The sequence below is a fragment of the Streptomyces sp. NPDC093510 genome, assembly GCF_040683555.1.
In the GTDB taxonomy this organism is placed as follows: Bacteria; Actinomycetota; Actinomycetes; order Streptomycetales; family Streptomycetaceae; genus Streptomyces.
Window position 1 is genome coordinate 1 of the sequence record NZ_JBFBEE010000052.1, and the last position, 23,361, is coordinate 23,361.

Annotated in this window: 5 protein-coding genes and 1 pseudogene; all 6 read left to right on the plus strand. The window is 75.2% G+C overall.

Annotated elements, in window-relative coordinates; translation table 11 throughout:
• Positions 1 to 4,845: SDR family NAD(P)-dependent oxidoreductase (locus AB0N81_RS41435; protein ID WP_365368026.1), on the plus strand; the 4,845-nt coding region annotated here is incomplete at its 5' end.
• Positions 4,842 to 15,416, plus strand: a complete 10,575-nt coding sequence (locus AB0N81_RS41440; protein WP_365368028.1) for a type I polyketide synthase — start codon at positions 4,842 to 4,844, stop codon at positions 15,414 to 15,416. The genes AB0N81_RS41435 and AB0N81_RS41440, both read left to right, overlap by 4 nt.
• Before the next feature lie 25 nt (positions 15,417 to 15,441).
• A complete protein-coding gene (locus AB0N81_RS41445; protein ID WP_365368030.1) occupies positions 15,442 to 21,837 on the plus strand; it encodes a type I polyketide synthase in 6,396 nt (2,131 codons plus the stop codon).
• Between the two features lie 28 nt (positions 21,838 to 21,865).
• Positions 21,866 to 22,807 carry a 3-hydroxyacyl-CoA dehydrogenase NAD-binding domain-containing protein gene (locus AB0N81_RS41450; RefSeq protein ID WP_365368032.1) on the plus strand — a complete coding sequence of 314 codons (942 nt, stop codon included), beginning with the start codon at positions 21,866 to 21,868 and terminating at the stop codon, positions 22,805 to 22,807.
• Entirely contained in the window at positions 22,807 to 23,088 is a 282-nt protein-coding gene (locus tag AB0N81_RS41455) for an acyl carrier protein (RefSeq protein ID WP_365368034.1), read from the plus strand. Before AB0N81_RS41450 ends, AB0N81_RS41455 begins: the two co-directional genes overlap by 1 nt.
• Positions 23,081 to 23,361, plus strand: a pseudogene (locus AB0N81_RS41460) (hypothetical protein); the annotation flags it as partial. The gene AB0N81_RS41455 and the pseudogene AB0N81_RS41460, both read left to right, overlap by 8 nt.

The following is a 23,361-nucleotide window of genomic DNA, read 5'->3' on the forward strand; positions in this document are numbered from 1 at the left end:
GAGTGGTCGCTGCTGGACGTGGTGCGCTCGGGCGACGGGCTCGAGCGGGTGGATGTCGTGCAGCCGGTGCTGTTCGCGGTGATGGTGTCGCTGGCGCGGCTGTGGCGTGCCCACGGCATGGTGCCCGATGCCGTCGTCGGGCACTCCCAGGGGGAGATCGCGGCGGCGGTGGTGGCCGGTGGGCTGTCCTTGGCGGACGGGGCGAAGGTCGTCGCCCTGCGCAGCCGGGCCATCGTGCGCCTCGCCGGGCGCGGCGGGATGGTGTCGCTGGCGCTGTCGTCCGCCGCGGTGGAGGAGCGGCTGGCCGCCTGGGGCGGGCGGCTTTCGATGGCCGCCGTCAACGGGCCCGCGGCAGTGGTGGTGTCGGGTGACTCCGACGCCCTCGACGAGTTGCTGGGCAGCTGTGAGGCCGAGGGGGTGCGGTCCCGTCGTATCGATGTGGACTACGCATCGCACTCGGCCCATGTGGAGGAGATCGAGGAGGAGTTGAGGGAGGCTCTGGACGGCGTCTCGCCGGTCCGCGGTGACGTCCCGCTGTTCTCGACCGTCACGGGGGAGTGGCTGGACACCTCGGTGATGGGTGCTGGGTACTGGTACGCGAACCTGCGTCGCACGGTCGGGTTCGAGGCGGCCGTGCGGACTCTGGCGGGTGACGGCTTCGGGGCCTTCGTCGAGGTGAGCCCGCATCCGGTGCTGGCCATGGCGGTCGAGGAGACTCTGGAGGCGGCCGGGGCGAGCGGTGTGGTCCTGGGCACGCTGCGCCGGGACGAGGGCGGGCTCCAGCGGATGCTGCTCGCTCTGGGGCAGGCCCACACGCACGGCATCGCGGTCGACTGGTCTCCCGTCTTCGAGGGCACCGGAGCCACCCGCACCGACCTGCCCACCTACCCCTTCCAGGAGCGCCGTCTCTGGCTGGACGTCCCGACCACCAGCTGGGATGTCGCCTCCGCAGGGCTCGGGACGACAGGACATCCGCTCCTGGGCGCCGCCGTGGAGATCGCCGACACGGGTGAACTCCTGTGCACCGGCCGCCTCTCGCGGCGCACCCACCCGTGGCTCGCCGAGCACGCCGTCGACGGGGCCGTCCTGCTGCCCGGCACCGCCTTCCTGGAACTCGCGCTGCGCGCCGCGGCCGAAGCCGGCTGCGCCACGGTGGACGAACTCACCCTGTCCGCACCGCTCCTGCTGCCCGACGAGGGCGCCGTCCGCGTCCAGGTGCGGCTCGGGGCGCCCGACGGGGACGGGCGACGGACGCTCGGCCTCTTCTCGCGGGCCGAGCGCGAGACCGATCCGGACTCCGGGGACGCATCCTCGTGGTCCTCCGGGTCCTCGGCGTCCTCGGTGGCCTCGGTGGCCTCGGTGTCCTCATGGACGGCTCACGCCACCGGAGCCGTCGCCCCCTTGGCCCGGCCCGCGGCACCCGCTCTCGTCGCCTGGCCGCCGCCCGGCGCCGAGGCCGTGGACATCGGCGGCCTCTACGAACGGTTCGCGGCCGCCGGATACACGTACGGGCCCACGTTCCAGGGCATCCGCGCCGCCTGGGCCAGGGACGGCGAGGTCTGCGCCGAACTCGTCCTGGACGAGCGGCAGCACGCCGACGCCCCCGCCTACCGCCTGCACCCGGCACTCCTGGACGCCGCCTTGCAGACCGCCGCGCTGCTGCCCGGCCGCGACGACACCGCGCGCCTGCCGTTCAGCTGGAACGACGTGACCGCCCACGCCACGGGGGCCACCGCCGTACGGGTCCGGCTCACCGGCGAGGGGCCGGAAGCCGTCGCCCTGACCGTGTACGACCTCGCGGGGCAGGAGGTCCTGTCGGCCGGTTCGCTCGCCCTGCGCCCCGCGTCGGCGGCCGGGACACAGCGTGCCGGGCACGGCCGGGACGGGCTGTACCGGGTGGACTGGGTGCCCGCGCTGGACGCAAAGGAGCCGTTGGAGGCGTCGAGTTGGGGCGACATGGCTGTCCTGCGCGGCGAGCCGGACAGTCCCGTACCCGCCCTGGTCGTCGCCGACTGCCCACAGCCGGACGCCGTGCGCGAAGGCCCGGGCGGTGGCGCGGACGGTGGCTCGGAGGCGGGCACCGACGTCGGTACGGACGTCGGTACGGACACCGGTACGGGCGTCGGTATGGATGAGGTCGCGGCGTTCCACGCCACCACCGCCGAGTGCCTCGCCCTCGTACAGGAGTGGCTGTCCGACGAGCGGTTCGACGACTCCGTCCTCGCCGTCGTCACCCAGGGCGCGGTGACCACCGGACCCGGTGACCGGGCGGCCGACTGGACGCGTTCCGGCGTGTGGGGGCTGCTGCGGACCGCGCAGACCGAACACCCCGGCCGGTTCCTGCTCGTCGACCTCGACGGCCGGCCGGAATCCCGTGCCGCCCTGCCCGCAGCGCTCGCCTCGGGCGAACCCCACGTCGCCGTGCGCTCCGGGGAAGTCCTCGTGCCGCGCCTGACCGCGGGGCCCGGCCGGGACACCCTGGTGCCGCCGGCCGACAGCGCGGACGCCTGGCAGATCGCCCTGTCCGGGGACGGTACGGTCGACGGACTCGCGACCGTCCCCGCGCCCGACGCGCTCGCCCCGCTCGGCGCGGGACAAGTCCGTGTCGCCGTACGGGCCGCGGGCCTCAACTTCCACGACGTGGTGGTCTCCCTCGGACTCGACCCGGACCAGGCAGGGCTCGGCAGCGAGGGCGCCGGAGTCGTCCTCGAGGTGGGCGCGGGCGTCGGCGACCTGGCGCCGGGGGACCGGGTGACGGGTGTCTTCGGCGGCGCCTTCGGGCCCACCGCCGTCGCCGACCGCCGCACCCTCGCCCGGATACCGGCCGGCTGGACCTTCGCGCAGGCCGCGTCGGTGCCGATCGTCTTCCTCACCGCCTACTACGGCCTGTTCGACCTCGGCGGGCTGCGGCGCGGCCAGTCGGTCCTCGTGCACGCGGCGGCGGGCGGCGTCGGCATGGCCGCCGTCCAGCTCGCCCGGCACGCCGGAGCCGAGGTCTACGGGACGGCGAGCCCGGCCAAGCAGCACGTGCTGCGGGCCTCCGGCCTCACCGCCGACCGCATCGCCTCCACCCGCACCCTCGACTTCGCCGACCGCTTCCTCGCAACCAGCGACGGCCAAGGCGTGGACGTCGTACTCGACTGCCTGGCAAGGGAGTTCGTCGACGCGTCACTGACGCTGCTGCCGCGCGGCGGCCACTTCGTGGAGATGGGCAAGACCGACGTACGCGACGCCGACGAGGTCGCACGCGAACACCCCGGCGTCCACTACCGGGCCTTCGACCTGATGGAGGCCGGGGCGGAGCGGGTCGGCGCGATGCTCGCCGAAGTCCTGTCCCTGTTCGAGCGGGGCGTCCTGACGCCGCTGCCCCTCACCTGCTGGGACCTGCGCCAGGCCCCCCAGGCGTTCCGCCACCTGAGCCAGTCCCGGCACATCGGCAAGAACGTCCTCACCCTGCCCGCACCCCTCGACCCAGACGGCACCGTCCTGATCACCGGCGGCACCGGCACCCTCGGAAGCCTGGTCGCCCGCCACCTCGTGACCGCCCACGGCGTACGCAGGCTGCTCCTGACGGGACGCCTCGGCATGGCGGCCCCGGGCGCCGAACAGCTCGTACGCGAACTCGCCGAGACGGGCGCCGACGTGACCGTCACGGCCTGCGACGTGACCGACCGTGCCGCGCTCGCCGAACTCCTCGCGGGCATACCTGACACGCACCCGCTCACCGGTGTCGTGCACGCCGCCGGAGTCCTCGACGACGCCACCGTCACCGCGCTCACCCCCGAGCAGCTCGAACGCGTCCTGCGGCCCAAGGCGGACGCCGCGCTCGCCCTGCACGAACTGACCCGGGACCGCGACCTGGCCGCCTTCGTCCTGTTCTCCTCCGGAGCCGCCCTGCTCGGCAGCGCCGGACAAGCCAACTACGCCGCCGCCAACGCCTCACTCGACGCACTGGCCGCACGCCGCCGGTCCGAAGGGCTGCCCGCCGTCTCCGTCGCATGGGGCATGTGGGAGGAGCGCAGCGCCCTGACCGCACACCTCACCGACGCCGACGTGCGGAAGATGGCGCGGGGCGGCATCGGCGCCCTGACCACCCAAGCGGCCCTCGCCCTCTTCGACGCGGCGCTGACCGCGGCGCAGCCGCACGTACTTGCCGCCGACATCGACACGGCGACGCTGCGCGCGGCGGCCGCCACGGGCAGCCCGCTGCCGCCGCTGCTCAGCGGCCTTGTACGCGGTGCGCGCCGCGGTGCCGCGCCTGCGGCCCCCGCCGGGACCACCGGCGGCACCGGGCCCTCGCTCGCCGAGCAGCTGGCGCAGCTGCCGCCCGCCGAGGCCCACCGGGCCCTGCTCGACCTGGTGCGCGGCAACGCGGCCGCCGTCCTCGGCCACGCCTCCACCGACCTGATCGGAGCGGAACGGCCGTTCAAGGAGCTCGGCTTCGACTCGCTCACCGGCGTCGAGCTCCGCAACCGGCTCATGGCGGTGACCGGCACCCGGCTGCCGGCCGCGCTCGTCTTCGACCACCCCACCCCCGAAGCGCTCGCCCGCCACCTCGCCGGCCGGCTCCTCGCCGGTGCCGCACCGGCCGCGCCACCGGGCGCCGCCGAACTCGACCGGCTCGACGCGCTCACGACCGAACTGGCCGGCGCGGGCACCGACGGGGCACAGCGGCGCGCGGACCTCGCCCGGCGGCTGCGCGTCGTCCTCGCCCGCCTCGAACCGGCGACGGGGACCGCCGGGGCCGACGCGGCCGACGGCGACGCGGACTCCGCCGAAGCCGTCGAGTCCGCCACCAACGAAGAGATCTTCGACCTGATCGACAAGGAGCTGGGCATCTCGTGAGTCCCGTACAGAAGCCGCAGCACGCACGGAACGAGCAGAAGTCACAGCCCACCGAGCAGAAGCCGCAGCTCACCGAGCAGAAGTCACAGGCCACCGAGCAGAAGCTCCGTGACTACCTCAACCGCGTCACCGTCGACCTGCGCGACACCCGCCGACGGCTGCGCGAGGCGGAGGGCAGGAACCGCGAGCCGATCGCCGTGGTCTCGATGAGCTGCCGCTTCCCCGGCGGCGTCCGCACCCCCGAGGAGCTGTGGGACCTCCTCGCCGCCGGCCGCGACACCGTCACCGGCGTGCCCGGCGACCGCGGCTGGGACACCGCACGGCTCACCGCGGGCGGCGTGCCCTGCCGGGGCGCGTTCATCGACGGCGCCGCCGACTTCGACGCCGAGTTCTTCGCCGTGTCGCCGCACGAAGCCGTCGCGATGGACCCGCAGCAGCGGCTGCTGCTCCAGGCCGCGTGGGAAGCCGTCGAACGCGCCGGCATCGACCCGGCGTCGCTGCGCGCCTCCCGCACCGGCGTGTTCGCCGCCGCCATCGACCAGGGCTACGCCCAGCTCGGCACCGGCGCCCCCGAGACCGTCCAGGGCTTCCTGATGACCGGCAACTCGATGAGCGTCATGTCCGGCCGCGTCGCCTACGCACTCGGCCTGGAGGGGCCCGCGGTCACCGTCGACACCGCCTGCTCGGCGTCGCTCGTCGCCCTGCACCAGGCGGCGCGGGCACTGCGCGCCGAGGAGTGCTCCCTCGCCCTGGCGGGCGGCGTGACCGTGATGTCGCGGCCGTCGGTGTTCACCGAGTTCAGCCGGCAGGGAGCCATGGCCGCCGACGGCCGCTGCAAGCCGTTCTCGGCCTCCGCCGACGGCACCGGCTGGGGCGAGGGCGTCGGCATGCTCCTCCTGGAACGCCTGTCGGACGCCCGCCGCAACGGCCACCCCGTCCTCGCCGTGCTGCGCGGCTCCGCCGTCAACCAGGACGGCGCCAGCAACGGCCTCACCGCGCCGAACGGGCCCAGCCAGCAGCGCGTCATCCGCGACGCGCTCGCCGACGCGGGCCTGTCCGCCGCCGACGTCGACGCCGTCGAGGCCCACGGCACCGGCACCACCCTCGGCGACCCCATCGAGGCCGACGCGCTGCTCGCCACGTACGGCAGGGAACGCCGCGCCGGACAGCCGCTGTGGCTCGGCTCGATGAAGTCCAACATCGGCCACACCCAGGCCGCCGCCGGGGTCGCCGGCGTCATCAAGACGGTTCTCGCGCTGCGCCACGGCATGCTGCCGCCGACCCTGCACATCACCGAGCCGACACCGCACGTGGACTGGAGCGAAGGCGGTGTCGCGCTCCTGACCGAGGCCAGGGAGTGGCCCGAGACCGGCGGGCCGCGCCGGGCGGGCGTCTCCTCCTTCGGCATGAGCGGCACCAACGCCCACGTCATCCTGGAACAGGCCCCGGAGTCCGAGCCGCCGCCGCGCCCCGCGGTCCCCGATGGCACCACCGAGCGCATCGGCGGCACCGTCCCGGACGTCGTGCCGGACGTCGTGCCGTGCGTGCTCTCCGCGCGCACCGCGGCCGCCCTGCGCGACCAGGCGGTACGCCTCAGGGCGCGCCTCACCGGGGACCCGGACGCGCGCCCCGCCGACATCGGCTACTCGCTCGCCACCACACGGACCGCGTTCGCGCACCGCGCCGCCGTGACGGCCGCCGACCGCGCCGAACTCCTCGCGGCGCTGGACGAGATGGCCCGCGACCCCGAGAACGCCGCGGCCGCCGTCACCGGCCTCGCGGAGCCCACGCCCGGACGGATCGCCATGGTCTTCCCGGGGCAGGGCGCGCAGTGGCCCGGAATGGGCCGCGAACTCCTCGACACAGCACCGGAGTTCGCCCGCTCCATGGCCGCCTGTGAGGACGCGCTGGCGCCCTTCGTCGACTGGTCGCTGCGCGATGCCGTACGCGGCGGGCCCGGCGCGGCCGCGCTGGACCGGGTCGACGTGGTGCAGCCCGCGCTGTTCGCGACGATGGTGTCGCTGGCCGCCCTGTGGCGGTCCTGGGGTGTCGAACCGGACGCCGTGGTGGGGCACTCCCAGGGGGAGATCGCCGCGGCGGTGGTCGCCGGGGCGATCTCCCTGGAGGACGGGGCGAAGGTCGTCGCCCTGCGCAGCCGGGCCATCGCCGCGCTCGCGGGCGACGGCGGCATGGTCTCGCTCGCGGTGCCCCTTGAGCGGGCCGAGGAAGTGATCGCCCCCTGGGCGTCGCGCCTGTCGGTCGCCGCCGTCAACGGTCCGGCGTCCGTGGTGGTGTCCGGTGACGCGGCGGCCCTCGCCGAACTGACCGCGGCCTGCGCCATGAACGGTGTGCGGGCCCGCACGGTCCCCGTCGACTACGCCTCCCACTCCGCGCACGTCGAGAGCATCGAACACGACATCCTGACGGCCCTCTCCGGCATCACCCCGGCCGCCTCCCGCATCCCGCTCCTCTCCACCGTCACGGGGGAGTGGCTGGACACCACGGCCATGGACGCGGCGTACTGGTACCGGAACCTGCGCCGCACCGTGCGCTTCGACACCGCCGTCCGCGCACTCGCCGAGCAGGGCCACGGAGTCTTCCTCGAAGTGTCCCCGCACCCCGTCCTGACGGTGCCGGTCCAGGACACCGCCGAGTCCGCGGGCGCCCCCGACGCCGTCGTCACCGGCACCCTGCGCCGCGACGAGGGCGGCCTCCGCCGCGCCCTCACCTCCGCGGCCGAACTGTGGGCGCGCGGTGTGCCGGTGGACTGGCGAAGGGTGTACGAGGGCGGGGACGCGCGCCGCGTCGACCTGCCCACGTACCCGTTCCAACAGCGCCGCCACTGGCTGACACCCGCGTCGCCACCGCCACCGGTCGACGATGGTGACGGCGACGGCGAAACGGGCTTCTGGGGCCTGGTGGAACGCGGCGACGTGACGGAGGTGGCCACCGCCCTCGCCGTCGACGCGGAACCGCTGCGCGAGGTCCTCCCCGCCCTGAACCAGTGGCGCCACCGGACCGCCCCTGACCCCTCCGACGCCTGGCGCTACCACGTCACCTGGCACCCCGTCCCCGACCCGCCCGCCCCCGCGCTCGACGGGACATGGCTGGTCCTGATCCCCGAAGACCACGAGCAGACCGAAACGGCGCGGGCCGTCGTACGGGCCCTGCGGAAACACGGGGCCGAGGTGCTCACGACAGCCGTCCCGCTGAGCAGCGCGACGCACATCACCAACGCGCCCCGACTCGCCCCCGATGGCCCCGCCCTCGACGGCCCTGTCACCGCCCCCCGCGACACCACCGACCACACCTGTCTCGACCGCACCCGACTCGCCGCCACCCTCACCGACGCTGTCGACGGGCGCGCCCTCTCCGGGGTTCTCTCGCTTCTCGGGCTGGCCGACTCCCCGCATCCGTGCCACCCGGGCCTGCCCGCAGGGACGGTCCTGACCCTCGCGCTCGTCCAGGCACTGGGTGACCTCGGTGTCGGCGCGCCCCTGTGGTGTGCCACCCAGGGCGCCGTGTCCACGGGTGCGGCCGATCCGCTCGTCGCGCCCGCGCAGGCGCAGGTGTGGGGCACCGGCATGGTCGCCGCGCTGGAACACCCGCAGCGCTGGGGCGGGTTGGTGGACCTGCCCGGGACGGTCGACGCCCGCGCCGGGGAACGGCTCTGCGCCGCGCTCGGCGGTCCCGACGGTGAGGACCAGCTCGCGGTGCGCCCCACCGGTCTCGCCGTCCGCCGTCTCGTCCGCGCCCCCCGGACCGCCCACCCCGCGCGCGCCTGGAGGCCCCGGGGCACCGTCCTGCTCACCGGCGGCACCGGAGCGCTCGGCCCGCACCTGGCCCGCTGGCTGGCACGCGGCGGCGCCACGCACTTGGTCCTGCCAGGGCGCCGCGGGGGAGACGTGCCAGGAGCGGGCGAACTCCGCGCGGAGCTCGCCGAGTTCGGCACGACCCTCGCCATGCCCGTCTGCGACCTGGCCGACCGCGACCAGGTAGAACGGCTTCTCGCCGGGCTCGACGCCGACGGCACGCCCGTCACCGCCGTCGTGCACGCCGCCGCGTACATCGCGCTCGCCCCGCTCGACACCATCCCCGTATCGGCGTACGAGAGCGTCGTCGCAGCCAAGGCGGCAGGCGCGGCGCACCTCGACGCGCTGCTGGACCGCGAACTCGACGCGTTCGTGCTGTTCTCCTCGATCGCCGGCGTCTGGGGGAGCGGCGACCACGGCGCGTACTCCGCGGCCAACGCCCACCTCGACGCCCTCGCCCAGCACCGGCGCGGCCGCGGCCTGAGCGCGACCACCGTCGACTGGGGCATCTGGCGGGCCGGGCCTCTGGCCGAGGGCGGCGCGCCGGCCACCGAGGACACCGACCTCTTCAACCTCGAAGAGCACGGCCTGCCCCGGATCGACGCCGAACGGGCGCTCACCGCGCTCCAGCACGTCCTCGACGACGACGAGACGCTCGTGACCGTCGCCGACGTCGACTGGGAGCAGTTCGCCCCGGTGTTCACCTCCAGCCGCCCCAGCCCGCTCCTGCGCACCGTCCCCGAGGCCCGCCGCGCCCTGGAGGGCCACGGCGAGGCCGACGCCCCGGCCGCCTCCGAGCTGCGGCGGCGGCTCACCGCGCTGCGGCAGCCCGCCGAGCGTGACCGGCTGCTGCTCGACCTCGTCCGCGGCCACGCCGCCGCCGTCCTCGGCCACGACCGCGCCGACGCCGTACCGCCGGGGAAGGCGTTCCAGGAGCTCGGCTTCGCCTCCCTCACCGCCGTCGAGCTCCGCAACCGGCTCAACAAGGCGACCGGCCTGCGGCTGCCGTCGACCCTCGTCTTCGACCACCCGTCGGCCACCGCTCTCGCCGCCCACCTGAAGTCCTGCCTGCTCGGCGCGGAAGAGACAGCGGACGAGACGGCGGACGGGACAGCGGACGGGACGGCGGTGGTGACGGACATCCGTGCCCGTGCCGAAGCGGCCGGCGACGAGCCGATCGCCATCGTCTCCATGGGCTGCCGCCTGCCCGGCGGCGTCACCTCGCCCGAGGAGCTGTGGCAGCTGCTCGCCGACCGCGGCGACGCCGTCACCGGATTCCCGGCCGGGCGCGGCTGGGACCTCGACGCGCTCTACGACCCCGACCCGGAGAACCCCGGCACCTCCACCACCCGGCACGGGGGATTCCTGCACGACGCCGCCGACTTCGACGCCGCCTTCTTCGGCATCTCGCCCCGCGAGGCCCTCGCCATGGACCCGCAGCAGCGGCTCCTCCTCGAAATCTCCTGGGAGGCCCTGGAACGCGCGGGCCTGGACCCGGAGGCGCTGCGCGGCAGCCGCACGGGCGTCTTCACAGGCGTCAACTACAGCGACTACGGTGCCGCGGTGGCCCGTTCCGCGGAGGGCGAGGGCCATCTGCTGACCGGCAGCGCCCCCAGCGTCGTCTCCGGGCGCGTCGCCTACACGCTCGGTCTGGAGGGCCCGGCGGTCACCATCGACACCGCCTGCTCGTCGTCCCTGGTCGCCCTGCACCTGGCCGCCCGCGCGCTGCGCGCCGGTGACTGCACGCTGGCCCTGGTCGGCGGCGTCGCGGTGATGGCGACACCCGGCGCCCTCATCAGCTTCTCGCGGCAGCGCGGCCTCGCCGCCGACGGCCGGTGCAAGGCGTTCTCCGACGACGCCGACGGCATGGGCATGGGCGAGGGAGCCGGCGTGCTGCTCGTCGAGCGGCTCAGCGAGGCCCGCCGCAACGGCCACCCCGTCCTCGCCGTGCTGCGCGGCTCCGCCGTCAACCAGGACGGCGCCAGCAACGGCCTGTCGGCCCCCAACGGGCCCAGCCAGCAGCGCGTCATCCGCGCCGCCCTCGCCGACGCCGGCCTGTCCGGCGCGGACGTCGACGTGGTGGAGGCACACGGCACCGGTACGACTCTGGGCGACCCCATCGAGGCCCAGGCGCTCCTCGCCACGTACGGTCAGGAACGGCCCGAGGGGCGACCCCTCATGATCGGCTCCCTCAAGTCCAACATCGGCCACACACAGGCCCTTTCGGGTGTCGCGGGCGTCATGAAGACGGCGCTGGCCCTGCGCCACGCCACTGTCCCGGCAACGCTCCACGCCGACCGTCCCACCACCCACGTGGACTGGACCGAGGGCGACGTCGTGCTCGTCACCGAGGCCGAGCGGTGGCCGGAGACGGGCAGGCCGCGCCGCGCGGGTGTCTCCTCCTTCGGCCTCAGCGGCACCAACGCCCACGTCGTACTGGAACAGGCGCCCGAGCTGTCCGCCGAAGGCCCGGAGACCGCGCAGGGCCCCGAGCACACCACAGCGCAGCCCGAACCGGCCCCGGCCCCCGAAGTCGTGCCCTGGCTCCTGTCGGCCCGCTCGGCCGACGCCCTGCGCGCCCAGGCCGACCGCCTGCTCCACCACCTGACCCGGACGGCCCCGGCCGACCCGGCGGACGTCGCCCTGTCCCTGGCAGGGCGCACCGCCTTCCCGCACCGCGCCGTCCTCGTCGGCGGCCGGGACCGTCTGCTGCCCGCCCTGAAGGAGTGGGCCGCGGGCGACACCCCGGCCGTCAGCGGCGTCGCCGACCCCGAAGGACGCACCGTCCTGATGTTCCCGGGACAGGGGTCGCAGTGGACCGGCATGGCGCGTCAACTCCTCGATGAGTCAAGGGAGTTCGTCGACGGCATGCGCGCCTGTGCGGACGCGCTCGCCCCGCACGTCGACTGGTCGTTGCTCGACGTCGTGCGCGACGGCGGCGGCCTGGACCGCGTCGACGTGGTGCAGCCCGTCCTCTTCGCCGTGATGGTGTCCCTCGCGCGACTGTGGAAGGCGTACGGCGTCGTCCCTGACGCCGTCGTCGGGCACTCGCAGGGCGAGATCGCCGCGGCCGTGGTGGCCGGCGCGCTGACGCTGGACGACGGGGCGAAGGTCGTCGCCCTGCGCAGCCGCGCCATCGCCCGGCTCGCCGGGCACGGCGGCATGGTGTCGCTCGCGCTGCCGTCGCGCCGGGCCGCCGAGCGGATCGCGGCCTGGGACGGACGGCTGTCGGTGGCCGCGGTCAACGGGCCGTCCGCGGTGGTGGTCTCCGGTGACGTGGACGCCCTGGAGGAGCTCATGGCGGCGTGCGAGGCCGACGGGGTGCGCGCCAGGCGCGTCGACGTCGACTACGCCTCCCACTCCGCCCACATGGAAGCCCTCGAAGCCGAACTGGCCACCGCCCTCAAGGACATCGAGCCCACCACGGCGGACATCCCGCTGTACTCCACGGTGACGGACGACTGGCTCGACACGGCGACGATGGACGCCCGCTACTGGTACACCAACCTCCGCCGCACCGTGGGCTTCGAGTCCGCCGTCCGCGCCCTCGCCGCGGCGGGCCACCGTACGTACATCGAGGTGAGTCCGCATCCGGTCCTCACCCCGGCGGTGGAGGAGACCCTGGAGTCGGCGGGTTGCGAAGCGGCCGTGCTCGGCACGCTGCGGCGTGACGAGGGCGGCATGGAGCGCGTGCTCCGGTCCCTCGGCGCCGCCTGGGCGCACGGCGCCCCCGTCGACTGGGCACCGCTGTTCACGGGCACGGCGGCACGCCGCGTCGACCTGCCCACGTACGCCTTCCAGCACCAGCCGTACTGGGCCGTGCCGGGCCCGGACACCGGCGGCGACGTCACGGCAGCGGGTCTCGGCACGACCGGACACCCCCTCCTGGCCGCGTCCTTCGAGCTCGCCGACACCGGCGAGACGCTGCTCAGCGGGCGGATCTCGGCGCGCACCCACCCCTGGCTCGCCGACCACGCCGTATCGGATGTCGTGCTGCTGCCCGGCGCCGCGTTCGTGGACCTCGCCGTCCGCGCCGGGGACGAGGCCGGATGCCCCGTCCTGGAGGAACTCACCCTCCAGGCCCCCCTTGTGCTGCCCGCCACCGGCGGCGTACAGCTCCAGGTGCGCGTCGGCGCCCCGGACGACACCGGCCGCCGCACGGTGGACGTACACGCACGGCCGGACGCCGCGGCCGACGCGCCATGGACGCCGCACGCCTCCGGAGTCCTCGCCGAAACGGCCGCGGAAGGGCCACCGGCGGGCGGGGCGGGGTGGCCCCCGGCCGGCGCCGAGCCGGTCGACGTCGGGGACCTCTACGAGCGCTTCGCCACGGCCGGCTACGGCTACGGACCCGCCTTCCAGGGGCTGCGCGCCGCCTGGCGGCACGGCGGCGACCTGTACACCGAGGTACGCCTGGACGAGGACCAGCAGGTGGCGGCCGCCGCCTTCGGCATCCACCCCGCGCTGCTCGACGCGGCGCTCCAAGGGCTGTGGCTGGCGCCCGGCGGCGGGGGCGCGGACCTCGCACCGGGCACCGCACGGCTGCCGTTCGCGTGGACCGGTGTGACCCTGCACGCCTCCGGTGCCACAGCCCTGCGCGTCCGCCTCTCCCAGGACACCGGCGTGCCGGGCGCCGACAGGCCGGACAGCGACGGGACCGTGTCCCTCACCGCGCACGACCTCTCCGGCCGCCCGGTGATCACGGTGACGGGGCTTGCCGTCCGGCCCGTCGACGTCGACGCCCTGCGCGCCGCCACCGCCCCGGCGGCGGACGACTCCCTGTACCGCCTGGAGTGGACGCCCGTGCCCGCCGGCGCCACCGACCGCACCCGGCAAGGCCGCCTGGCCGCTCTCGGTTCCGGCGTGCCGCTGCCCGACAGCTACCCGGACCTCGCGGGCCTCGCCGCGGCCGTCGACGGCGGGGCGCCCGTGCCCGACGTACTCGTCGTGCCGTGCGCCGCGGCCGCCGGGCAGAAGGCCGCCGGGGAGGACGCCGCCGCGGAGGACGCGCACGCCGTACGCACACTCGTGGGCGCCACCCTCGAACTCCTCCAGGCGTGGCTCGCCGACGACCGGTTCGCCGACACCCGCCTGGTGTTCCTCACGCGCGGCGCCGTACGCACGGGCCCTGACGACAGCCTGAGCGACCCCGCGGCCGCGGCGGCACGCGGCCTGGTGCGCTCGGCCCAGTCCGAACACCCCGGCCGTCTCGTCCTCGTCGACGCACAGGACCACGACGACCTGCTCGCCCTGCTGCCGGGCGCCCTGGACCTCGGCGAGCCCCAACTGGCCGTACGGGACGGGAAACTGCTCGCGGCCCGCCTCACCCGGGCCCCGGCACCGGAGGAGGGGACCGAGAAACGTCCTGCGCCGCTGAACCCCGACGGCACCGTCCTCGTCACCGGCGCCGGAGGCGTGCTCGGCGGACTCGTGGCCCGGCACCTCGTGGACCGCCACGGCGTGCGGCACCTGCTCCTGGCCGGGCGGCGCGGAGCCGACGGGCCCGGGGCCGGCGCGCTCCTCGCAGACGTCCGGGCCCTCGGCGCCGAGGCGGAGTTCGCGGCCTGTGACGTCGCCGACCCGGCGGCCGTCGCGGAACTGCTGGCGGGGGTGCCCGCCGAGCACCCCCTGACGGGCGTCGTGCACGCCGCCGGTGTTCTCGACGACGGCGTCGTCACCTCGCTCACGCCCGAACGTCTCGACCGCGTGCTGCGGCCCAAGGTCGACGCGGCCCTCGCCCTGCACGAGGCGACGCGCGGGATGCCGCTGTCCGCGTTCGTCCTGTTCTCCTCCGCGGCGGGCGTCATCGGCAACGCGGGCCAGGCCAACTACGCGGCCGCCAACGCCTACCTGGACGCCCTGGCCGAGCGCCGCAGCGCGGCGGGGCTGCCCGCCCAGTCGCTCGCCTGGGGCCTGTGGGAACAGCGCAGCGAGATGACCGGCACGCTGGACGGGACCGGGAACCGGCGGATGGCCCGCGGCGGTGTCGCCGCGCTCACCGACGACCAGGGCCTCGCGCTGTTCGACGCGGCACTGCGCCGCGACGACGCCCTGCTCGTGCCCGTGCGCCTCGACACCGCCCGGCTGCGGGCGGGTGCCGCGCGCGGCACCGTGCCGCCGCTGCTGCGCGGCCTGGTGCGCGGCGCCCGGCCCACCGCCGACGGAGCCGACGTCGCTCAAGCAGCCTCACTGCGCGAGCAGTTGGCGTCCCTGGGGGCCGAGGAGCGCCGGGAGCGGATCGAGGCGCTGGTACGGGCCAGGGTCGCCGATGTCCTCGGGCACGGCGGGCCCGAAGCGATCGACCCGGAGCAGGCGTTCAAGGACCTCGGCTTCGACTCCCTGACCGCCGTCGACCTCCGTAACCGTCTGAACGCGGCCACCGGCCTGCGCCTGCCCGCCACCCTCGTCTTCGACCACCCGACCCCGGCCGCCGCGGCCGCCCACGTGACCGCGCGCCTCGCCCCGGCAACCGACCCCATCGACCCCACTGACCCCACTGCCCCCGCCGGCCCCGACCGCCCGGACGGCGACCGGGAACTCCAACGACGGCTCGCCGCCGTACCGGTGACACGCCTCCGCGAGGCCGGACTCCTGGACGCGGTGCTCCGCCTCACCGAACCCGAGACCGAACCCGGGACCGAAACCAGGACCGAGCCCGGGACCGCGGCGGGAGCCGTGGCGGACGACTCCGACGCGATCAGGGAGATGGAAGTGGACAGCCTCGTGCGGATGGCACTCGGCGGCGGCGATCGTGCCTGATCCGGCGCGGGAAGAAAGGAAGAACATGTCCACGGACGACCAGGTGGTCGAGGCTCTGCGGGCCTCCCTACTCGACAACCAGCGCCTGCGCCAGGAGAACCGCAGGCTCGCCGACGAGGCGGACAGCGCCCGCGAGCCGATCGCCGTGGTGGCGATGAGCTGCCGCTTCCCCGGCGGCGTCGACTCACCGGAAGACCTGTGGGAACTGCTCGTCAAGGAGCGGGACGCCGTCACCGGCTTCCCCGCCGACCGGGGCTGGGACCTCGACGGCGTCTTCGACGACGACCCGGACGCGCCGGGAACCTCGTACACACGCGAAGGCGGCTTCCTCCACGACGCCTGCGCCTTCGACCCCGGCTTCTTCGGGATCTCGCCCCGCGAGGCCCTCGCCATGGACCCGCAGCAGCGCCTCCTCCTGGAAACCTCCTGGGAGGCGATCGAGCGGGCGGGCATCGACCCCCGCACCCTCAAGGGCAGCCGCACCGGCGTCTACGCGGGCGTCATCTACAGCGAGTACGGCTCCCGCCTCGCCCGCGTGCCCGAGGAACTGGAGGGCTTCCTCGGCACCGGCTCCATCGCCAGCGTCGCATCCGGCCGCGTCGCCTACACCCTGGGCCTGGAGGGGCCCGCGGTCACCCTGGACACCGCCTGCTCCTCCTCGCTCGTCGCCCTCCACCTGGCCTGCCAGGCCCTGCGGGCGGGCGAGGCCACCCTGGCCCTCGCGGGCGGCGTGACAGTGATGGCGACACCCGGTTTCTACGTAGGGTTCAGCAGGCAGCGCGGCCTCGCACCGGACGGCCGCTGCAAGTCCTTCTCCGCCGCGGCCGACGGCGCGGGCTTCGGCGAGGGCGCCGGCATGGTCCTCCTGGAGCGCCTGTCGGACGCCCGCCGGGCCGGCCACCCGGTCCTCGCCGTCGTCCGCGGCTCCGCCGTCAACCAGGACGGCGCGAGCAACGGCCTGACCGCGCCCAACGGGCCCGCCCAGGAACGCGTCATCCGGCAGGCCCTGGACAGCGCCGGACTCGCCCCGGCCGACGTCGACGCCGTCGAGGCGCACGGCACCGGCACCGTGCTCGGCGACCCCATCGAGGCACAGGCCCTGCTCGCCACGTACGGACAACAGCGGCCTGCGGACCGGCCGTTGTGGGTCGGCTCCCTCAAGTCGAACCTCACGCACACCCAGGCGGCCGCCGGCGTCGGCGGCGTCATCAAGACGGTCCTCGCGCTCCGCCACGGTCTGCTGCCGCGCACCCTGCACATCGACCGGCCCACCCCGCAGGTCGACTGGGCGCAAGGCGCCGTCTCCCTGCTCACCGCCGCGACGCCGTGGCCCGCCACGGGCCGCCCGCGCCGCGCCGGTGTCTCTTCCTTCGGGGCCAGCGGCACCAACGCCCACGTCGTCCTGGAGCAGGCCCCCGACGAACCGTCGGGCGAGCGCGAGGAGTTCGAAGGACCGGTCGCCTGGCCGCTGTCCGCCAAGGGCGCGGCGGCGCTGCGCGGACAGGCCGCCGCCCTGCACGCCCATGTCCTGGCAGACCCGGCGCCGCACCCCGCCGACATCGGTCTCTCCCTGGCCACCGGCCGCTCCCGGTTCGCCGACCGCGCCGTCGTCGTGGGGTCCGGCCGCGCCGAACTCCTCGACGGCCTCGGCGCACTGGCGCGCGGCGAACTCCTCACCGACGGCGCCACCGGCACCGCCCCGCGCGGCGGCCGCAAGGCGGTGTTCGTCTTCCCCGGACTCGGCGCCCAATGGCCCGGCATGGCTACCGAACTCCTCGACACCTCACCGGTGTTCGCCGCCCGCATGGCCGACTGCGAGCGGGCCTTCGCCCCGTACACGGACTGGTCCCTGGAGGCGGCCCTGCGCGGCGGGCCAGGCGCGCCGTCCCTGGACCGTGTGGAGGTCCTGCAGCCCGCGCTGTTCGCGGTGATGGTCTCGCTCGCGCAGGTGTGGCGCTCGTACGGCGTCGAGCCCGCCGCCGTCGTCGGGCACAGCCAGGGCGAGGCCGCGGCGGCCTGCGTCGCGGGCGCCCTGACCCTGGACGACGCGGCCCGCGTGGTCGCGCTGCGCAGCCGCGCCCTGGCCGGCGTCACCGGCGGGGGCGGCATGGCGACGCTGATGATGTCCGGGGACGAGGCCGGGGAGCTGCTCGCCGCACGCGGCGGCGAGGTGTCCGTCGCGGCCGTCAACGGCCCCCGCGTCGTGGTCGTCGCGGGCCCGGCGGCCGCCGTCCACGACCTCGTCGCCGACCTGTCCGGGCAGGGCCTCATGGCCTGGAACATCCCGGTCGACTACGCCTCCCACTCCGGCGCCGTCGACGCCGTACGGGACGAACTGCACACCGCGCTCGCCGGCATCACCCCGCGCGCGCCCGTGATCCCGCTGCTCTCCGCCGTCGACGCCGACTGGCTCACCGCCGAGGGGCTGACCGCGGACTACTGGTACCGCAACCTGCGCGAACCCGTCCGCTTCCACGCGGCCGTGCGCCGACTGCTCGACGCCGGCCACCGCACCTTCGTCGAGGTCAGCCCGCACCCCACGCTCACCTACGGCATCGCGGACACGGCGGCCGACGCCGACCTGCACGACGTGGAGGTGATCGGCACCCTGCGGCGCGACGAGGGCGGCCCGCGACGGCTGCTGCTCGCTCTGAGCGAGGCGTACGCGGCGGGCGTCCCGGTCGACTGGCGGCCCGCGTACGAGGGGGCCGGGGCCCGCCGCGTCGACCTGCCCACGTACGCCTTCCAGCGGCAGCGCTTCTGGCTCGACGCACCCGCCCCCGGCGGCGACCCGGCCTCGGCCGGCCAGCGCGACCCCGGCCACCCGCTGCTCGGCGCCGCGGTCGACCTGCCCGGCGGCGGCACCCTCTTCACCGGCAGGCTGTCGACGGCCACCCACCCGTGGCTCGCCGACCACGCCGTCTCCGGCACCGCCCTGCTGCCCGGCGTCGCCTTCCTGGAGATGGCGGTCCACGCAGGCGGCCTGCTCGACTGCGCACAGGTCGAGGAACTGACGCTCGCCGCCCCGCTGACCCTGCCCGCCACCGACGAAGCGGCGGGCGTCCAACTGCGGCTCACCGTGGGCCCCGTGGACGATCGGGGGCGGCGCACGGTCGCGTTCCACTCCCGGGCCGAGGACACCTCCGGTGTGGACGCGTCGGGTGAGGACTGGACCCCGCACGCGAGCGGCCACCTCGCACCCGGCACGGCGGAACACCCGGCGCCCGCCGGGCCGACGGTCTGGCCGCCCGAGGACGCCCGGGAGCTGAGCGTCGACGACCTGTACAGCGCCATGGAGGCCAAGGGCGTCGAGTACGGGCCCGCCTTCCAAGGGCTCCGTGCCGCCTGGAGCCGCGGGGATGACGTCTTCGCCGAAGTGACCCTGCCCGACGGCGTGACGGACACCTTCACCGTGCACCCCGCGCTGCTGGACGCGGCCCTCCAGACCGCCGGCCTGCGAGCCGTGGACACGCGAGCCGTGGACACGCAAGCCGTGGACACGCAAGGGGACGGTGTGCCCCTGCCGTTCTCGTGGAGCCGCGTGACCTTCGGGCCGAGCACCGGGCGGACACTGCGCGTGTCCCTGCGCCCCGACGGCACCGACGGCACCGATGCGATGAGCGTGCGCATCACCGGCGAGGACGGCCGACTCGTCGCGGACATCGGTTCGTTGACGCTGCGGGCGGCCTCGTACGCCGGACTGAGCACCCTCGACTGCTCGCTGTACCGCGTGGACTGGGTCCCGGCGGAGCCGCCTTCCGCGCCGCCCGTCCGCGGCCGCTGGGCGGTGCTCGGGGACCATGACGCCCGCCTGCTGCCGGAAGGCTTCGCCCCCGTCACCGGTGGGGCCGACGGCGCGGACGCGGTGGTGCTGCCCTGCTCGCCGCCGACCGGAGCCGACGCGCCCGAGGTGGTGCACGCCGTCGCCGCGGCCGCGCTGGACCATCTGCGCGCCTGGCTCGCGGACGCCGCGACCGCGACCGTTCCGCTGGTCGTCCTCACCCGGGGGGCGACCGGGCCCGGCGCGGAACCCGTGTCCGTCGCGTCCGCCGCCGTATGGGGGCTGCTGCGTTCGGCCCAGCTCGAACACCCGGGCCGGTTCGTGCTGCTCGACACCGACGACCCGGCCGCGACGGCCACGGTCCTGCCCGCCGCACTCGCCACCGGTGAACCGCAACTGGCCGTTCGGGGAGGGGTGTTACACGCACCCAGGCTCGTCCGTGCCGCGCCGCCCGCCGAGGACGCCGAGAACACCGGGAACACAAAGAACACCGAGACCGCCGAGGACACAGATAACACCGAGGCCACCGAGCTCGCCGAGGGGACGTTCGACCCGGACGGCACCGTCCTGCTCACCGGCGGAGGCGGCGTCCTCGCGGGCATCCTCGCCCGCCACCTCGTCACCCGGCACGGAGTACGCCACCTGCTGCTGCTCGGCCGCAGGGGCGCCGACAGCCCAGGCGCGGCCGAACTGGTCGAAGAGCTGGGGGAGTCGGGTGCCGAAGTGACATTCGCGGCCTGCGACGTCGCGGACCGCGAAGCCGTCGCCGACGTCCTGGCCGGGATACCGGCGGAGCACCCGCTGCGCGCCGTCGTCCACACCGCCGGCGTCCTCGACGACGGCCTCCTCGAGGCGCAGACCGCCGAGCGGCTGAGCGCCGTGCTGCGGCCCAAGGTGGACGGGGCCCACCATCTGCACGCCCTCACCCGGGACGCGGACCTGACGGCTTTCGTCGTCTACTCGTCGGCCGCCGGCGTCTTCGGCAGCCCCGGCCAGTCCACGTACGCCGCGGCCAACGCCGCACTCGACGCCCTCATGACGGAACGCCACCGCCTCGGCCTGCCCGCCACCTCGCTGGCCTGGGGCCTGTGGGAGCAGCGCAGCGGGCTGACCGCCGACCTGTCCGGCACCGATCTGCGGCGCATGGGCCGCAGCGGCGTGCGCGGCCTCACTGCGGCGGAGGGCATGGCCCTGTTCGACGGCGCGCTCGCCTCTTCCGCGTCCGACGGGCCCGTACTCGTACCCGTCCACCTCGACCTCGCCGCCTACCGGGGCCAGACCGTGCCACCACTCCTGCGCTCCCTCGTCAAGGCACAGGCTGGCCCTCGCACGGTGGCCGACGGCGTGCCGCTGGCCGACGGCGCGCCGCTGCGGCAGCGCCTCGCCGCCGCCGACGAGGCCGAGCACGGGCACATCCTCCTCGACCTCGTCCTGGGCCAGGCCGCCGACGTGCTCGGACACTCCACGCCCGAAGTCCTGGGCGCCGACGAAGCGTTCCTCTCCGTCGGCTTCGACTCGCTGACCGCGGTCGAGCTGCGCAACCGGCTCGCCGCCCGCACCGGGCTGCGTCTGCGCCCCACCACGGTCCTCGACAGCGGCACCCCGGCCCGCCTGGCCGAGCAGTTGCGCACCGAACTGGCCACGGCGACTGACGGGTTCGACGACGGGCCCGCGGGCGAGCAGGCCGCGACCGGAGAGCCTGTGATTGGGCAGGCCGCGACCGGACAGCCTGTGACCGGGCAGGCCGGGACCGGGTGGGCCGGGGCCGATGATCCCGTCGGCACGCTGTTCCGGCAGGCGTGCGAACTGGGCCGGGTCGACGACGGCATCGCGCTCCTGAAGCACGCCGCCGCCCTGCGCCCCGACTTCCGCACCGGAAGCGAACTCATGGCCGCGGAGGCCAGGCCGGAGCTGCTGCGTCTGTGCCGCGACGACAGCGCCGCCCAGCTGGTCTGCTTCGGCTCCGTCGTGGCGCTGGGCGGCGCGCACCAGTACGCGCGCTTCGCCGCCCGCTTCCGAGACCGCTACGGCGTCAGCGCCCTCGCGGCCCCCGGGTTCCTGCCCGGCGAACCGGTCCCGGCCGAGATGTCCGCGCTCCTCGACTTCCAGGCGCGCACCCTGCGCACGGAACTCGGCGACCGGCCCCTCGTCCTGCTGGGCTCCTCCTCCGGCGGCACCCTCGCGCACGGCGTCGCGGCCCGTCTGGAGGAGCTGGGCGCGGGCCCGGCCGCGGTGGTGCTGCTCGACACATATCTCTCGGACAACGAAGGGATGACCCAGTTCAACGACGTACTGATCGGCGGAATGTTCGCGCGCGAGGAGCGGGCCGCCCCCATGGACGGCACCCGGCTCACCGCCATGGGCCGTTACTTCCGCCTCCTCGACACCTGGACGCCGCCCGCCGTGCAGGCGCCCACTCTCCTCGTCCGCGCCGGCGAACCCCTCAGCGAGCCGGACCCCGGCGCGGGGGACTGGCGCGCCACCTGGCCGACGGCCCAGAGCGTCGTCGACGTGCCGGGCGACCATTTCTCCCTCATGGAGGAGCACGTCGCCACCACGGCCCAGGCCGTCGACGACTGGCTCGGCACCGTCCTCGCCCCCTCGACCACCACCACAGCCCGCCCCACCACCACACCCTGACGTCCCACCAGCACCCTAGGAGAGGCGCATGACGCCAGCGCCGCACACCACCCCCGATCCGCACACCACCCCCGATCCGCACACCACCCCCGATCCGCACACCGCCCCCGGCCCGCACGCCGGCCCGCACCGCATCGCCGTCCTCGGCGCCGGAGTCATGGGGGTCGGCATCACGGCCCTCGCCCTCGGACACGGCGTACCGGTCCTGCTCGTCGACGTCGACGAGCAGCGGCTCGACCGGGCCGGGGACGACATCGACCGCGAGCTGCGCATGGCGCAGCTGATGGGCCACCTCCCGGCCGCCGCGGGCACCGGCACCCTCGAACTGGCCACCACCACCGACGGCGTCGGCGACGCCACCGCCGTCGTCGAGGCCATCACCGAGGTCGCCGAACTCAAGGCCAAGGCGCTCGCGGACGTCTCGTCCCGGGTGCGCCCCGGCACCCCGCTGATCTCGAACACCTCGTCCATCCCCATCGACGAGCTCGCCGGATACGCGGAGCGCGCCGAGGACGTCGTCGGCACGCACTTCATGAACCCGCCCTACCTGATACCGACCGTCGAGGTGATCCGGGGCGCCAGGACCGGCGAGGAGACCATGGCCGCGGTCGGCGCCCTGCTCACCGCGCTGGCCCGCAAGCAGGTCGTCGTGCGGGACGCCCCCGGCTTCGTCACCAGTCGCGTCCTGCACCCGATGATCAACGACGCGGCGCGGGTCGTGCAGGAGGGCACCGCGACGGTCGAGGCCGTCGACGCCCTCATGGAGGGCTGCCTCGGCCACCCCACAGGACCGCTGCGCACCGCCGACCTGATCGGCATCGACAACCTGGTGGACTCGCTGCGCGTTCTGCACCAGCACACCGGAGACGAGGGCTGCCGCCCCTGCGACCTCCTGCTCGACAAGGTCAGGCAGGGCGAACTCGGCCGCAAGACCGGCCGCGGATTCTACGCATACCAGGAGGAGAACTGATGAGCAGCTTCGAGCCCGAGGCCACCGAGGCCACCGAGAAGGAGATCCTGCGCTTCCTGGAGGCGCGGACCAAGCGTTCCTGGGAGACCGACGCCGACCTCTTCGCCTCCGGCGGGCTCTCCTCGCTGTTCGCGATGGAGCTCGTCGTGCACCTGGAGAAGTCCTTCGGCGTCTCCGTCCGCGGCGCCGACCTGCGCCTGGACAACTTCCGTACGGTCGCGTCGATGACGGCGCTCGTGGAGCGGCTCCAGACGCCGACGGCCGGAGGAACGGGTGAGTGACCAGCTCCTGACCGGCTCACCCGACCTGTCCGACTCACCCGGCCTGACCGGCTCACCAGACCTGACCGGCTCACCCGCCCTGTCCGGCTCACCCGACCTGGACGAGGCGGCCTCGCTGGAGGAGGCGATGGCCGACGTCACCGCCCTGGTGGCAGGTGAGGCCGACGCCTGGGACCGGGCGGGGCTGCTGCCCATCGGCCTGCTCAGAGAGCTCGGCGCCGCCGGGCGGCTGTGTGCCCAGGGCCCGGCCGCCGTACGCGGCCGGGACCTGGG